This window comes from Neobacillus novalis NBRC 102450, assembly GCF_001591805.1.
GTDB lineage: Bacteria > Bacillota > Bacilli > Bacillales > Cytobacillaceae > Neobacillus > Neobacillus novalis.
Map to the genome: position 1 here is coordinate 1 of NZ_BCVP01000041.1, position 16489 is coordinate 16489.

General features: G+C 38.6%; 16 protein-coding genes. All 16 read left to right on the forward strand.

Going from position 1 to position 16489, the window contains the following annotated elements:
* Positions 1–828: 828 nt before the first annotated feature.
* The 16 genes from BANVL01_RS22480 to BANVL01_RS22555 all read left to right on the forward strand — a co-directional run bounded on the left by BANVL01_RS22480 (position 829) and on the right by BANVL01_RS22555 (position 16409).
* Positions 829–1740, forward strand: a complete 912-nt coding sequence (locus BANVL01_RS22480; RefSeq protein ID WP_066093265.1) for a hypothetical protein — start codon at positions 829–831, stop codon at positions 1738–1740.
* A 391-nt stretch (positions 1741–2131) separates the two neighbouring features.
* Positions 2132–2605: a PTS galactosamine transporter subunit IIB gene (gene agaB, locus BANVL01_RS22485; protein WP_066093262.1), complete on the forward strand. Its 474-nt coding sequence runs from the start codon at positions 2132–2134 to the stop codon at positions 2603–2605.
* 11 nt (positions 2606–2616) lie between these two features.
* Positions 2617–3420: a PTS galactosamine transporter subunit IIC gene (agaC, locus tag BANVL01_RS22490; RefSeq protein ID WP_066093259.1), complete on the forward strand. Its 804-nt coding sequence runs from the start codon at positions 2617–2619 to the stop codon at positions 3418–3420.
* On the forward strand, positions 3407–4207 hold the full coding sequence (gene agaD, locus BANVL01_RS22495) for a PTS galactosamine transporter subunit IID (protein ID WP_082805103.1): 801 nt from the start codon (positions 3407–3409) through the stop codon (positions 4205–4207). Before agaC ends, agaD begins: the two co-directional genes overlap by 14 nt.
* Positions 4208–4645: a PTS sugar transporter subunit IIA gene (locus BANVL01_RS22500; protein ID WP_066093252.1), complete on the forward strand. Its 438-nt coding sequence runs from the start codon at positions 4208–4210 to the stop codon at positions 4643–4645.
* 29 nt (positions 4646–4674) lie between these two features.
* Complete coding sequence (locus tag BANVL01_RS22505) at positions 4675–5412, forward strand: GntR family transcriptional regulator (protein WP_066093246.1); 738 nt, start codon at positions 4675–4677, stop codon at positions 5410–5412.
* 90 nt (positions 5413–5502) lie between these two features.
* Positions 5503–6246, forward strand: a complete 744-nt coding sequence (locus tag BANVL01_RS22510; protein ID WP_066093243.1) for a glucosamine-6-phosphate deaminase — start codon at positions 5503–5505, stop codon at positions 6244–6246.
* An 81-nt stretch (positions 6247–6327) separates the two neighbouring features.
* Positions 6328–7092: a Cof-type HAD-IIB family hydrolase gene (locus BANVL01_RS22515; protein WP_066093240.1), complete on the forward strand. Its 765-nt coding sequence runs from the start codon at positions 6328–6330 to the stop codon at positions 7090–7092.
* 74 nt (positions 7093–7166) lie between these two features.
* Positions 7167–8333, forward strand: coding sequence for an AgaS family sugar isomerase (locus BANVL01_RS22520; protein WP_066093237.1), 1167 nt, complete (start codon positions 7167–7169; stop codon positions 8331–8333).
* Between the two features lie 183 nt (positions 8334–8516).
* Positions 8517–9452 (forward strand): tagatose-6-phosphate kinase, encoded by a 936-nt coding sequence (gene lacC / locus BANVL01_RS22525; protein ID WP_066093233.1) that lies wholly within the window; start codon positions 8517–8519, stop codon positions 9450–9452.
* A 15-nt stretch (positions 9453–9467) separates the two neighbouring features.
* Entirely contained in the window at positions 9468–10454 is a 987-nt protein-coding gene (gene lacD, locus BANVL01_RS22530) for a tagatose-bisphosphate aldolase (protein ID WP_066093230.1), read from the forward strand.
* 387 nt (positions 10455–10841) lie between these two features.
* Positions 10842–12146 carry an alpha-galactosidase gene (gene melA, locus BANVL01_RS22535; RefSeq protein WP_066093226.1) on the forward strand — a complete coding sequence of 435 codons (1305 nt, stop codon included), beginning with the start codon at positions 10842–10844 and terminating at the stop codon, positions 12144–12146.
* A gap of 52 nt (positions 12147–12198) precedes the next feature.
* Entirely contained in the window at positions 12199–13470 is a 1272-nt protein-coding gene (locus BANVL01_RS22540) for an ABC transporter substrate-binding protein (protein WP_066093221.1), read from the forward strand.
* Positions 13471–13613: 143 nt separating this feature from the next.
* Positions 13614–14564, forward strand: a complete 951-nt coding sequence (locus tag BANVL01_RS22545) for a carbohydrate ABC transporter permease (RefSeq protein WP_066148074.1) — start codon at positions 13614–13616, stop codon at positions 14562–14564.
* 8 nt (positions 14565–14572) lie between these two features.
* Positions 14573–15397 carry a carbohydrate ABC transporter permease gene (locus tag BANVL01_RS22550; RefSeq protein WP_066093218.1) on the forward strand — a complete coding sequence of 275 codons (825 nt, stop codon included), beginning with the start codon at positions 14573–14575 and terminating at the stop codon, positions 15395–15397.
* Positions 15398–15473: 76 nt separating this feature from the next.
* Positions 15474–16409, forward strand: a complete 936-nt coding sequence (locus tag BANVL01_RS22555) for a carbohydrate kinase family protein (protein ID WP_066093215.1) — start codon at positions 15474–15476, stop codon at positions 16407–16409.
* Positions 16410–16489: the final 80 nt, after the last annotated feature.

Genomic DNA, 16489 nt, shown 5'->3' on the forward strand with positions numbered 1-16489 from the left:
CAAAAGAACTCCTCTGTGAGATATCACCATTTTGCCACGAACTAAGTTTACTAGAGGAAAACTTAGCAAATAGTCACCATACTGGATATGGCATAAATTCCATTTCAGCAGCCAGCCGAAGTTCCTTTTTAAAAAAGGTTATTTTTGAGGCAGTTCTAATTCCGGTCACCACCTGAGGCTTGTCGAAGATTGAAAACAAGGAGCATCTGTATTTTTTCAAATCAGGTGCTCCTGTTCTCTTTTATTATTCGCAGACAACTTGTTATGGTGGAAGGGCTGTGGCTATCGTCGTCATCTTTGTCTGTCTAATGCCAGATAAGAGTCACAAGATACAGTAAATATTTTTTCGGAATCAGGCAATTAATTAAATGAAAGCGATAATATCATTACCCGTAATCATTGCAATAGGAGCTGCGCTATTTTCAGGAGTAATCTCCTATTTTCTTTCTCCAGAAAATGAAGGAAGGAAACCGTCTTGAGGTCTTGGGTGTAGCGAGTATTTAGTTTACTCACTTCAGCAAGTTTCTCTTGAGTGGATTTTTTCTCATTTTTCAATCTTCCTAACCCAATTCCTATATACATTTCCTCTCTGGCATTTTTAAGACAATTCCCCCTTTTCAGAGAATTACGAATTCTAGTGCCTGTCACACCCCAAAAAATCTTGTTTCAGAGGATTGTTCCACATTATAATGTAACCAGGGATATTTCCTAGAACCGGTGTTACCGCTCAAAATTTATCGAAGATTGATAGGTTTTTAGGTAATAGAATAGTACTGGCTGGGTATTGACTGTAGGATTTTTAGTTAGTAGGACAGGAGGGTCTATTGGATGATTTCTACAACAGAATTCATTTACAGAAAAGGAAGTAGTGAAATAAATGAAGATACATATGTTGTAAATCAAAAACAGGCGATTTTTGCAGTAATTGATGGAGCGACTGGTTTAGGAGGACTTTCGGGTTCAATTGCTTCAGGGATCATTAGTAATGCTTTGCAAGAGGAGAAAGGTACCATTTTTCAAAGGGTTTTAAAGGGGAATTCTATTCTGGCAGAAGAAGTCGTTAAAGCCTTACAAAATCCAAAGATAAAATCAATTTGCGATATAGAGAAACAGCGAAGAAGCTGTTGTGCCATGGCGGCTATCGAATTATCGGCTTCATCACCCCATGATGTGATAAAAATGAATTATGTGACTGCCGCTGATTGTTTACTTTTTGTTCAATATCAAAACGGGCACATTCACCAGGTCAATTATGATGATATCGATTATTTTGATCAAAAAGGATTGGTTTTGGCAAAGGAGCAATGGAAAGACTACTTATTAGTCAATGAGGATCCTAATAAATGGGAAAGTCTAAAAATAAGCCAAACCTTACAAAGCATCAGAGAAAAAGTAAACCCCATCCTCCAGGATAATAGGTGTAAACTAAATACTTCGAAAGGTTATGGAATCATTGATGGAAGTCAGGAAGCGGGCGATTTTCTTGCAGCAGGCACCATTCCGCTAGTTAATGTCCGAAAAATACTACTTTTGACAGATGGTCTGAAAATCCACTCGCATCGTAATAGGAAATTGGAAAATGAGTGGTTGTACTCTGCAAGACTGGCCTTTGAACATGGATTAGCCCACTTAGAAAATACCATTTTAGAAATAGAGGAAAACGATCCTTCCTGCTATGAGTACCCTCGTTTTAAGCAGCATGATGATAAAACGGGAATACTTATTCATCTGGAATCTTAAAAATAAGGTGAGCAGAGTTACAAGTGATAAACTTGGGATTTGGGTCACAAGTCTGTCCAAAAGACATAAAACCCAACCATCCGCATGACCAAACGGTCGATTAATGTGTGCATTGGGTTTGTAAATTTGTGCCTTATACATCGAGTTATAAACTAGTCTGGAAGCACATTAATAAGTTGTATAAAAAAGTCTGAAAAAAGCGTTTACAAAAACATCGCAAAGGAATATAATCAAAAGTATAGAAACTGGTTATGACAACATAATCAGTTTACAGGCTTTTGAATAGTGGTTATGACAACATGACCACGGGGGAAAATAAATGTATAGAAGGAGGTAGGGTTGCTAATCCTTTCAATTTACAAATAACTAACAATAAGGAGGCAATATCGTTATGGCAGAACCTAATATTCTATTAACTCGGATTGATAACCGCTTAGTCCACGGACAAGTTGGGGTAACATGGACGACTACATTAGGAGCAAATTTATTAATTGTTGCGGATGATAATTTAGCAAAGGATCCCCTTCAACAACAATTAATGGCAATTACGGCTGAGTCATCAGGAGCAGGTATTCGCTTTTTCACTGTAGAGCATACGATAAATATTATTAGTAAGGCAGCACCACGTCAGAAAATCTTTATCATTTGTCGGACACCAGAAGAAGTTAAAAGATTACTTGACGGCGGAGTTCCACTAAAAGATGTCAACGTAGGGAATATGCATTTTACCCAAGGGAAAAGGCAATTAAGCAAGAAGGTTTATGTAGATGATAAAGATCTCGAAACATTAAAATATATTGCTTCGAAAAATGTAAACGTTTTTATCCAGGATGTGCCGGGTGACAACAAAGAAACTATTAAGTAGGGGGTAAGAACATGCACGACATCACGTTGATCCAGGGAATATTGCTTGTTGTATTAGCCATTATTGTCGGTTTAGATGCATGGCTGGAAGGACTCTTCATTTTTAGACCAATTATTGTTTCAACTCTAACCGGTATTATTTTAGGTGATGTAACGTTAGGGCTTGTCTGTGGCGGATTAACTGAGTTGGCATTTGCCGGGTTAACACCTGCAGGTGGAACACAACCTCCTAACCCAGTGTTAGCAGGGATCATGACACCGGTTTTAGCATATACAGCCGGCGTTGATGAAAAAACAGCAATCGGATTGGCGTTGCCATTCAGCTTTTTAATGCAATATATTTTATTATTCTATTATTCATCTTTCTCAGTATTTATGGTTAAAGCAGACAAGTATGCCAAAGAAGCAAACATTAAAGCTTTCTCAAGATTAAATATTTTAATGCTTGCCATTGTTGCAGCAACAAACGGTATTGTTGTTTTCCTTTGTGCATATGTAGCTCAATCGCCAATGAGACATTTGGTTGAATCCATGCCTGAATGGTTAACACATGGCTTTGGAGTCGCAGGTGGAATCTTACCTGCAGTCGGTTTTGCATTATTATTACGTGTAATGATGAAAAAAGAACTTATTCCATTCTTAATTGTTGGATTTGTCTTTGCATCTTTCATTCCATACTCAAACCTTTTACCAGTAGCAGTAATTGGTGCTGCCTTTGCTATGTACGAGTATTTTAATAATCAAAAGAATAAAACTTTAGCACCTGCAGCACCTTCAACATCTTCCGAAGGAGAGGATTATAGTGACGGAATCTAAACGCGTATTATCAAAAAAGGATATTACTAAACTTGCATTTCGCAGCACACTTTTGCAGTCGAGTTTCAACTATGAACGGATGCAAGCAGGCGGTTGGACTTGGTCCATGCTTCCATTTTTAAAAAAGATCCACAAGGATGACGATAAAAAGTTATCTGAGTCTATGGAAGATAACATGGAATTTATCAATACACATCCAAACCTTGTTGGTTTCCTCATGGGATTGCTTCTTTCTTTGGAAGAAAACAAAGAGGATAGAAATTTAATTAAAGGGTTAAAAGTAGCCTTATTTGCACCGCTTGCAGGGATTGGAGATGCCATCTTCTGGTTCACGCTTCTACCGATTGTTGCCGGTATATCCGCTTCCTTTGCCATTCAAGGCAGTCTTATCGGACCGCTAATTTTCTTGGCCGTATATATCGGAGTGTTTGCTCTTCGAGTTGTCTGGACACACATGGGTTATGACCTTGGAACGAGTGCGGTTGAAAAAATAAAAACCAGTTCCCAAGCCATCTCCAAATCGGCAACTATTCTTGGTAGTACCGTTATTGGCGGATTAATCGCAGCCTATGTGCATATTGAAGTCTTATCAACGGTGAAAATTAACAAAGATCACTCGGTTAATCTACAAGCAGATTTCTTTGATAAAATTTTCCCTAGCATTTTACCATTAGGATTTACCTTGCTAATGTTTTACTTCCTCAAGAAAAAGAAGGCTAGTCCAGTTCTGTTAATTGCTGTAACGTTTATTTTTGCTATCCTAATGTCAGCATTGGGAGTGTTATAATTGAAAAAGCTTATTGTTACTGGTCATGGTCAATATGCTAACGGACTTAAAAGTTCTTTAGAATTATTGGCAGGCCCGAATCAGGATTTCCTGTTCATTGATTTTCCTGCTGAAATGACGGAGGCTGGATTAAAGGGGCAAATGGAAGAAATAATCCAATCATTCAGTAATGATGAATTGTTATTTATTTGCGATATTTTAGGCGGAACACCCTATAAAAATGCTGCAACATTAGCGAATGAAAATGACCGGATCGAGGTAGTGGCAGGTTGTAACCTCGGGTCTATATTAGAAGCAGTCTTTCAAAAGGAAACGATGTCCTTGGTTGATCTTGCCAATTCTTTAGTGGATTCGAGTAAAAAGTATACAGTGAAATTTGAAAAAATAAGAGAAGTTCAGCCAGTTCATAACGCAGATTCATTCGAAAATGGTATTTAGGCGTATAATTTCTCGGGAAGGGTACAATTATGGAACCAATAGATAAACAGAGTCCTCTTCCTCTTTATATACAGCTGATGGATAGCATCTTGAAAATGATTGAAGAGGGAAAGTACGGTGAACATGATAAGCTTCCTTCTGAACGAGAATTATGTGAGCAATTTGATGTCAGTCGCATAACCGTCAGGCAAACCTTTCAAGAGTTGGAGAATGATGGTTATATTTATAAGAGGCACGGAAAAGGAACGTACGTTGCACCCAAAAAACATGGACAGAAGCTACTGACGGTTTGGAGTTTTGCGGAAGAAATGAAACGCAGCGATAAACATCCGGAAACCAAAGTGCTTTCATTTGAATGTATCCAGCCGAATGAAAGAGTAAGGCTTGCCCTTCATTTTCAAGGAACAGAAGAGGTATTTAAGGTAGCCCGGCTCAGGCTGGCAAACGGGATGCCGTTACTCTATGAAATCTCTTATCTGCCTGTTAGGTTCTTTCCAGGTCTTACTCGGGAGCAACTTGAAGAAAAATCGATGTATCAAGTCTTTGAGGGAAATTATTCGGTGAAAGTCGAAAAGGCAATTGAGCAGTTTTATGCTGGAAATATCCAAGAGGATGAAGCGAAATTGCTGAAAATCAAACCTGATACAGCTTGCATGAAGATTAAGCGTTATGGCATTTATCAAGGTAACTATGTCGAGTATACGGAAAGTGTAGCTAGGGGAGATCAATTCTTCTATACGGCTGAATTAAATAATCAACTATATTAAATCCTTGTGGATTTAATATAGTTTTTATTTTATCTGGTTATGACAACATAACCATGATAAAAGTAATTTTCCTAAAAAGGAGATAAAAATATGGAACAAAATAAATTGACATTCCATTATGCTGTGGCAAGTGATTATGAAGGATTGTCTAAGCTTGCTGCAGAAACGATTATTGAACAAGTGAAGAAAAAACCTGATTCCCTGCTGTGTTTAGCAGCGGGAAGTACACCTACAGGGACATTGAACTATTTGGCAGAAGCAGCAAAAAGGAATGAAGTTGATTTTTCTAATTGTTATATTGTTGGATTAGATGAGTTCGTTGGACTTTCATGGGAAGATGAAGGAAGCTGCTATCGTTATGTTAATGAATTCTTTTTCGAACCATTGAACATTTCTAAAGATCGAATTCACTTCTTTAAAGCACAAGTGGACGATCTCGAAAAAGAATGTGACGAAACTGACCGCTATATCCAGGAACATGGCGGAATTGATGTGTTGCTTCTCGGCGTGGGAGTCAACGGTCATCTAGGTCTAAACGAACCCAATGTGAGCTTAAATCTGAACTCTCATGTTATAGAGCTTGAAGCAACAACAAAAAAAGTGGGTCAAAAATATTTCAGCGAGGCAAAGAAATTAGAAAAGGGAATCACCATTGGCTTAAAGCAAGTATTGGAATCCAAAACGGTGGTTGTCATTGCGAATGGACCTTTAAAGAAGGAAGCCATGGCAGCCCTTTTAAAAGGGTCGGTTGATGAAAAATACCCTGTTTCTTGTTTGAACCTACATGAAAACTGCTTCGTTTATGTAGATAAGGAAGCCAATCCGGAAATCTGATCCATCAAGCTAGGATTACAATATTCTAGCATCTTTTACCATAGGATACATAACAATGGGGTGATTGTAATAAAAAATAGCATGCTCTTTTTTGATATTGACGGGACTCTAATAGACGATAAACAAGATCTTCCAAAAACGACGAAGGCAGCCATTTTTCAGTTAATAGAAAATGGGCATGAAGTGGCCATTGCAACAGGCCGTGCCCCTTACATGTTTGAAGAACTGCGAAAAGAGCTGGACATTCATACATATGTCAGTTTCAATGGCCAGTATGTAGTCGTAAAAGATGAGGTCGTCTATACGAATCCATTAAATAGGGAAGCATTAAAGTTGCTTACACAGATGGCTGAAAAGAATAACCACCCGATTATTTATATGGATCAATATGATATGAAAGCGAATGTTTTACATCATGAATTTATCACAGAAGGACTGAATTCTTTGGCTTTAACGCTCGAATCAAGCCCTGATCCTGACTTTCATAAAGAAAGAGATATTTTCCAATCAATGTTATTCATTCAAGACCAGGAAGAGGTGCAATACGAGCAAGCATTTAAAGATTTTAAATTTGTCCGCTGGCATCCTTTATCCGTTGATGTCGATCCAGCTGGAGGATCAAAGGCAAAGGGAATCGAGAAAGTCATGGTGCATTTAGGTTATTCGCTGGATCAGATGTATGCCTTTGGTGATGGGTTAAATGACATTGAAATGCTTTCATTTGTTCCAAATAGCGTCGCAATGGGGAATGCACACCCCTTGACAAAAAAGGCAGCCAAATTTATCACAAAATCAGTTGACGAAGATGGAATATTCTACGGGTTAAAAATGTTAGGTTTACTATAGATTGGTGTGATTACGGTGTTGTTTGTGCTGGATTACGTGTATTCAAGAGAATCTAAAAGAGAAGGGTGAGGGATATGTTTACATTCAATCAAGAAAAACTTGTGTCTTTAGGTGCAGCGATTACAACAGAGGAAATAAAGCAACAACCAGATTTATGGGATGAAACTAATTCCCTGTATATGGAGAAAAGCGGAGAGATTCAAGCATTTTTCCAAAAATTATCGGAGAAACATGATCGGGTGCGTGTCATTTTTACAGGTGCTGGGACGTCTGCCTATGTCGGCGAAACGGTCACACCATATCTAAAAGAAAAAGTCGATGAAAACCAATGGGAATTGATCAGTGTTCCAACCACCACGTTGGTGTCGAACTCTTATCAATTTTTAAAAGTAGATTTTCCGACATTGTTGGTTTCATTTGCTCGAAGTGGAAATAGCCCCGAAAGTGTCGCGGCCGTAGAAATCGCTGAACAAATAGTTACCGACTTTTATCAGCTAACGATTACCTGTGCAAAAGATGGTGAATTAGCCAAGCGAGCCAAAGGGGATGAAAATAATCTCTTGTTGTTGATGCCTGAAAAGGCAAATGATCAAGGATTTGCGATGACCGGAAGCTACACATGCATGACACTAACGGCCTTACTCGTTTTTGATCCGTTGTCCGTTAAAGAAAAATCGACGATTGTCAAAACGATACGCCGAATGGGTGAAAGTGTCATTGGCAGAGAAGATGCGATTCAAACCATTATTGATCTTGATTTTGAGCGCATCATTTATCTTGGCTCAGGAAGTTTAGAAGGCTTGACGAGAGAAGCACAATTAAAGGTATTGGAGTTAACCGCAGGTAAAGTTGTCACTGCCTTTGATTCATCGTTGGGTTTCAGACATGGTCCTAAATCATTTGTCAATGAAAAGGCATTGGTTTTTGTTTTTGTTTCCAATCACCCTTATACTCGTCAATACGATTTAGATATATTAAAAGAATTACAACTGGATAACATCGCCAACTACATTTGTGCAATCGAAGTGGAAGGGGAAAAGAATTATGATGGTGATACGTTCTTATTCAACAGCGAAACCCAAGCCATACCGGATGCCTATTTGGCACTGCCGTTTGTCATGGTTGGACAAACGATTTCCCTGTTAGCTTCCATTAAAGTCGGAAATACACCGGATACTCCTTCACCAAGTGGAACGGTCAATCGGATCGTAAAAGGCGTAACTATCCACGAATACAAGTAAACAGAGGAAAGGAATCTCTACCTTTTCTGTGTTTACAGGTGGATGGCGAATGCGGAATGATTGCTAAGTGGTATGCAGCAGATTTTATTGTGCTGACGCCAGCGCTGGAATTAACAGCAACTTATCTTGATGGTGTGTTTGTCGTTATCAAGCATAAAACTTCATGTAGAAAGAGGGAGTGCGATGATTTTAGCTGTCACGATGAATCCATCCGTAGATATTTCCTATCCGATTCATGAATTCAAACTAGATGATGTTAACCGTGTGGAAACTGTTCGTAAAACCGCCGGTGGAAAAGGCTTGAATGTTGCACGTGTGGTCGCGCAAATGGAAGAAGAGGTCTTGGCGACAGGTGTACTTGGTGGCACGACGGGTGAATACATCAGCCAGGAATTAAATAAAAGTCACATTCACAATGGCTTCCTGAGAATCGATCGAGAATCAAGAAACTGTATCGCCATTCTTCATGACGGCAAGCAAACGGAGATTTTAGAATCTGGGCCGACATTAACGGCGGATGAAGGGGCAGCCTTTTTAGAGAAATATGAGAGTCTGCTAGCGAACGTTTCACTTGTGACGATATCAGGCAGTTTGCCAAAAGGCCTGCAAATGAATTTTTATCAGCAAATGTTAGAAATAAGTCAGGAAAAGGGAATTCCTGTAATAGTTGATTCATCAGGGGAATCATTAAGACAGGTTTTGATCCATGAGGAAAAACCAATTGCCATCAAACCGAATACAGCGGAATTGTCTCAGTTGCTTGGTATTGAAGTCGAAAATCAGATAGGCAGTTTGCAAGAAGCTTTAGCCAATGACTTATTTCAGGGAATTGAATGGGTTGTCGTCTCAATGGGTGGTGATGGTGCCTTTATCAAGCATAGGGGCGATCATTATCGAGTCACGATTCCAAAAATAAATGTCGTCAATCCTGTCGGTTCCGGTGATGCTACTGTTGCTGGATTAGCCGTTGCTCTCAGTCGAAATCAGTCAGTTGAAACCGTACTGAAAACAGCCATGACAACGGGAATGCTCAATACTATGGAGGCTGGAACAGGTTATATAGATTTAGCAAAATTCAGCCAATTCTTTGATTTGGTAGAGGTTACAAAAATAGATTAATAGGGGTGTTTGTCAGTGATAGAACTAACCAAAAATAAACTAGCAGCTTTAAAACGTTTATCCGATGAAAATGGAGTAATTGGAGCATTAGCCATTGATCAGCGAGGCTCATTAAAGAAAATGATTGCGGCAGGAAGTGCGAGTCATGTCGGAGATGAAGGCATTATCCGCTTTAAAGAATTGGTTTCGGAAGAGTTAACACCATTTTCGACTGCTATTCTATTAGATCCAGAATATGGACTGCCGGCTGCGAAAGTCCGCAGCAGAGATGCGGGATTATTGGTGGCTTATGAAAAAACCGGCTATGATGCAACTGCCGTGGGGCGTTTGCCTGATTTGTTGCCGGAGTGGTCTGTTAAACGGTTGAAGGAAGCCGGCGCAGATGCCGTTAAATTCTTACTGTATTATGATGCGGATGAAGATAAAAAGATTAATGATTATAAACACGTCTATATGGAACGGGTTGGGTCTGAGTGTGTGGCAGAAGACATTCCGTTTTTCTTAGAAATTGTATCATACGATGCTGAAAATGATAATGTCAAAAGTAAATCATATGCCAAAGTGAAACCGCATAAAGTTATTGAGGCAATGAGAGAATTCTCTAAGCCCCAGTACAATGTGGACGTATTGAAAGTAGAAGTGCCAGTAGATATGAACTTTGTCGAAGGTTACACAGAGGGTGAAACAGCCTATAGTAAGGAAGAAGCTGCTGCTTATTTTAAAGAGCAAAGTGAAGCAACTGAGCTGCCATTTATCTTCTTAAGTGCGGGAGTAAGTGCAGAATTATTCCAAGAAACATTAAAGTTTGCCAAGGAATCTGGTTCAACCTTTAATGGTGTATTATGCGGCCGGGCAACTTGGAAAGACGGTGTGGCACCATTTGCTACAGATGGCGAGCAAGCAGGACGTACCTGGTTACAAGATACTGGCAAAAAGAATATTGAAGAACTGAACGGAGTATTGAAAGAATCAGCAAGCTCTTGGTTTGATAAAGTTAAATAAAATAGAATGGGACGAGGCTTCTTGTCCCCTTTCTTTAGTAAGGCAGAAAATAGGCGGTTATTGTAGAAAAATGTCGAATGATAATTTTGAAAACTCAAATAAATAGATGATATACTTGAGTTGACTGGTAATGACATCATTACTGTAATTGAATCAATTATAGAGAATGGGAACTCACCGTAGTAATTCTTAAAACAAAGGAATGGGATATTATTTTTTGTAAGCCCTTCCAATCAACTGGTTATAACATCATTACATAGGAAGGAGGAGAAAAAGGTATTACAAGCAGCTAATAGGAAGAGTGGATTTCTTTTTGCGGCATTATGAATAGTGAATTTACCCATTAGGATAAAAATGACATAAAAAAAGTGGAGAGGATAATACACAATGACAAAAGTAACTATAATTGGAGCTGGCAGCTTTTTTACCCACAATATTGTGATTGATATATTAAATATTGAAGGCTTGGATAAGGGTGTAATCGGTTTAGTAGATATTGATGAAAAACGTCTGGAAATTGCTCATCGTCTGGTAGAAAAGGTTATAGCGCTTACTGGAAAAGACTGGAGCGTCACTTCTTCAATCAATAGGAGAGAAGTTTTGCCAGGATCCAACTTCGTTATAAATCAAATTGAGGTTGCCGGATTATCGACAGTTAAACATGAGTATGAAATACCGCTTAAATATGGGGTAAATCAATGTATTGGCGATACAATGGGGCCTGGCGGACTTTTTAAAACCCTGCGGACTTTGCCGGCATGGAGAGATATCGTCGCTGATATCAACGAATTATGTCCGGAAACGACAATCTTAAATTACACGAACCCAATGTCTGCCGTAACCCTAGCGACCACCCGACTGACAGATATCCCGGTAGTGGGTCTATGCCATTCGATACAAAATACTTCAAGGCAACTTGCAAGTTATTTGGAAGTCCCATATGAGGAATTAAAATGGACAGCAGCAGGCATCAACCATATGTCATGGTTTCTGGAGCTAAATCACAAGGGTGAAGATATGTATCCAGTCCTAAAAGAAAGGATAGCCAATAATCCTGCACTTTTAGCAAAAGATCCCGTGAGGTTGGATGCTATGAAATATCTGGGTAGCTTTGTATCGGAATCCAGTGGACATTTTTCCGAATATATTCCTTATTATCGAAAACGTCAGGACTTAATAGATAAACATTGCAGTACAGGATATAACGGTGCGACAGGGTTTTATGCCAATAACTGGCCGACATGGAGAAAAGAAAGTGATGAGGATATTTTAAAGATATTGTCAGGAGAAAGCGAAATCAAACTGGAATCCAGTCATGAATATGCAGCGACGATAATTGAGGGGATGATAAAAAATACCCCGCAGGTAATCTATGGGAATGTCCCGAATAAAGGGCTCATTGAAAACCTGCCGTCTTATGGAGTTGTTGAAGTCGCATGTCTAGTGGATCGTAATGGCATACAGCCTTGTCACTTTGGAAAACTCCCTGAACATCTGGCTGCACTGTGCCGGAGTAATATGGCATTTTTTGAATTAGCCGTGCAGGCCGTACTGGAAAATGACAAGGAAAAGGCCCTTTATGCCCTGACAATTGACCCTCTTACATCTGCAGTTTGTTCGTTGGCAGAAATCAAGGAAATGTTTGAAGAATTATTCGAAGCCGAACGTGAGTTTATAGGTGATTTAAGGTAAAGAATCAAACGGTGGGAATTCAAACAATTAAAACGGGAAAGAGGGGAATTCAGTGAAAAACTTGAAAGTAATTTGGGTTGTATTCTTAATGCTTTTACTTACATTATCTGCATGCAGTAACAGCGAATCAACAAGCGGATCCAGTGACGGTAAAGTAAACTTGACATGGTGGAGCCATGATGGTCCAACTTTTGTTAAGGCAAATAAAAAATTTATAAAGGATTACGAAGCAGCAAATCCAAATGTAAAAATAAATCTGCAAATCTACCCATATGATGCTTTTGTTCAAAAATTAAAAGCAGCTTATGCATCAAAGAATCCACCTGATATGGCTCAAGTATTTGGCAGCTGGGTGCCGGAATATACGAAGAATGATTTGCTTTCTCCTGTACCCGATGAGATGAAAGATTGGGTAAAGTCAGGTTTTTATGAGCCTGCTTTAGGTGCATATACTCATGATGAGGTCCCTTATGGAATTCCACAGGAGTATAATATCGAAAATGGCGGTGTATTAGCAAATCCCGACATGTTTAAAAATGCTGGGCTGGATTATCCAAAAACTTGGGATGAGCTAATAACTGATGCTCAAAAACTTACAGTAACCCAAAACGGAAAAATCCAAGTAAAAGGTTTTGACTTTGTTAACTACGACAATATCACATTTACGTTTTTGTCCCTCATTCTTCAACAAAAGGGGGAATATTGGACGAAAGATAATCAAGTTAATTTTTCAACACCAGAAGCGGTGAAAGCTATGGACGAACTTAAAAAATTCGTAACTGATTATAAGGTAACAAACTTACGAGATTTTGGAGGGAAATTGGATACTTCAGATCTATTTTTCAAGAATAAGGCAGCAATGGTCATTAGAGGACCTTGGTCTATTGCGGAAGGGAAGGAAAATTATCAGTTTGAGAAGCTGGATTATATTCCGATGCCATCCTTTACAGAAAATCCACCGTATTTTGCAGCAGAATCCGGCTGGGGGGAAATCGTTGCAAAAAGTAGTAAACATCAAGAAGAAGCATGGAAATTCATTAAGTATATGACAGAAAAAGAAAATGCAAAGTATTTTAATATTACAACGTTTACGGTTCCAGCGAACAAAGAAGCTGCTCAGGATCCAGAATTTTTGAAGGCCTTGCCGAAAATGAAAGCTTCCATTGATGTCCTGCCTTATGGAATGTTCATTGGGATCATTGATACGGATTTCTTAAAGAAGACAATTAATGATAACTTCCAATTAATTGCTGCTGATAAAGTTTCCGTTGAAGATGGTTTAAAGAAAATTGAAACGACCATAAATCAAATGCTAAATAAATAACAGTTATCTAAAAAGGAAACTAGTCAAATTGTAGAGGTTACCCAACCTCGGTCAAAATGGGGGGACATCCCCCCATTTTACTGAACTATGTCATTTGTTCGTTTGAAAAAGTTGACGATTAAAGTCAGCAAGGGGGGATAGCCATGTCGTCGATTCCTGAATCAACAGGAACCAAAACTGCTATAGAGATTAAGGGAGGGAAAAAGAGAACACAAACCCAAATTAAGGTTCAGAACCGATTTATTTTCTTTTCTTTGACACCAATCATGATTGTTTTCATCGTTTTCTCAGCAATCCCAATTGTTTGGGGGTTGGTTTTGTCCTTTTATCAATATAATCCGCTGCAAGAGCATTCTCCTTTTATCGGTTTACGGAATTATATGGATCTTTTAAAAGACGATGTCTTTATTAAATCATTCTGGAATACCTTTAAATTTGTCATTATTGCTGTTCCCGCCAATATCGCTATAACCTTAATGATTGCAATTGGTGTCAATCGAATCAGAAATAACATGTTCCGCAATCTATTTAGGACCATTTACTTTTTGCCATGTATCGCCCCTTTGGCGGGGTCGGCAGTAGTATGGTCGACGATGTTTAATAAGGATACAGGTCTTTTCAATGTCCTGTTGAATTTTTTACATATGCCTGGCGTTGATTGGCTCACGGACCCGTCTTTAGCCATGTATTCTGTTATTGCCATGACACTTTGGGCGGATATGGGCTTTAATATTGTCCTATTTATGGCTGGATTAGATTCCATTCCAAAAATGTTTTATGAAGCAGCAGAATTGGATGGTGCAAATCCCTGGAAAAGATTTTGGAATATTACGGTTCCGCTTTTAAGCCGAACAACTCTTTTTGTTACCATTATGACTTGCCTTGCCTACTTTCAAATGTTCCCTCAGTTCCAGATCTTAACAAATGGTGAACCTCAGAATGAAACGCGCGTCCTTGCCTTAAACATATATGATCACGCTTTTACTTATATGAATATGGGGTACGCATCAGCAATTGCATCGGTACTGTTTGTCATCATCCTGATTATCACGATTATTCAGTTGAAATTAGGAAAATCCCAGTGGGAATATTAGGGGGAATTATGAAAAAGAAACTAGATATTCCATATATCATTTTGTTTTTGATTGTTTCTATGGGTGCCGTTATCATGTTTATACCATACCTTTGGATGGTATTGTCTTCCTTGAAAGGAAATCATGAAATTCTTTCAGGAGCGACTAATATTTTCCCCCAAAAAATCACGTTTGAAGGATATAAGACTGTTTTAAATGATGCACCTTTCATAAGATGGTTGATTAATAGTTTAATATCTTCCACACTTATTACACTGGCTACACTTTTTACTAGTGCATTAGCAGGCTATATCTTTGCAAAATTCAAATTCAGAGGGCAAAAGCTTTCCTTTATATTAATATTAGCAACTATGATGGTTCCATTCCAGGTCATTATGATTCCCAGATATTTAATTGTTTCTGATTTAGGGTTAATTAATAACCTATTCGCCCTCATTGTTCCAAATTTGATAAGTGGATTTGGCATTTTCTTAGCAAAACAATTTATTGAAGCAATTCCCAATGATTTAATTGAAGCGGCGAGGATTGACGGGGCTGGGGAATTCCGGACCTTCTGGAGCCTGATTTTACCGCAAATAAAACCTGCCCTATCCGCTGTCGGCATCTTTACTTTTATGGCTGCATGGAATGATTATTTATGGCCATTAATTGTCCTGAATGATCTGAATAAAATGACCGTTCCACTGGCTTTGGTCTTTTTTAACGGGCAGCATCTTGTGAATTATAACGTGGTTATGTCTGCCGGTGTGTTAATCATGATACCGGTTGTCATTGTCTTTTTAGTGTTCCAGCGCCAATTTATTAAAGGTATGACCATGACTGGGATGAAATAAGACAGGAAGTGTAGCAATGAAGAAGAGGAACATTTTTTATTCCATCCTTTATAAAAAATACTAGGAGGATAAGCTTGTGGAGAAAAACGTTTTTGTTTTAGGAGAATTGAATGTAGATTTAATTTTCTCCGGGGAAAATATCACTCCGGAATGGAATAGGGAAAAGTTGGTCAATCATTTTGAACAGGTATTGGGTTCATCCTCGGCAATCACGGCATGTGTCTTAGCGGGGCTTGGTCATCAGGTTTATTTTGTTGGGGTGGTAGGGGATGACCCATTCGGACATTTTTGTATCGAACAGCTCAGGGCTAAAGGGGTTAAAACCGACTATATAACTATTGACCCTGAATTAAAAACCGGAGTAACACTATCATTAACTACCACAAAGGATCGAGCGTTGTTAACGTTCATGGGTGCTATTTCAAAATTGACGAAAAAATATTTGCCGGAAAATTTATATGAAATAGCCGATCATCTTCATTTTGGTTCTTACTATCTACAGCAAGATGCCAGACTGCAATGGAGGGAAATTTTTGCGGAGGCTAACAAACATCAGATCAGTACATCCTTTGACACTGGCTGGGATCCCAACAATCAATGGTATCGAAATGATCTGTTGGAATTACTAGAGTTTACAGATTTATTTATTCCGAGTGAAGAAGAATTATTTAGTATTTTAAATATAAATAATCTAACAGATATACCGGCATGTCTACCCGAAAAGCATGGAATGGTAGCTATAAAAAGAGGGGAAAATGGTTCGGTCCTTTTTGATAATGATGCCCATTTCATAAGTGTTGATGGATATAAAGTAAACCCAATAGATACGACCGGGGCTGGTGACTCATTTAATGCGGGGTTAATTTCAGGCTTTTTACAAAACAAACGCGGCGAAGAGCTTCTTAAGTTTGCCAATGCATGTGGTGCATTAGCAACCTTAAGAATCGGCGGGGCGAGTTATGTTCCTTCTTTGGAGGAGGTTTATCACTTTCAAAATAGCAATACAGAATAATAAATGGATCATTTGATGATATATGTATAGAAATATAATAGGCAGTTATTATATTTAAAAATCTATTGATATGAAATATG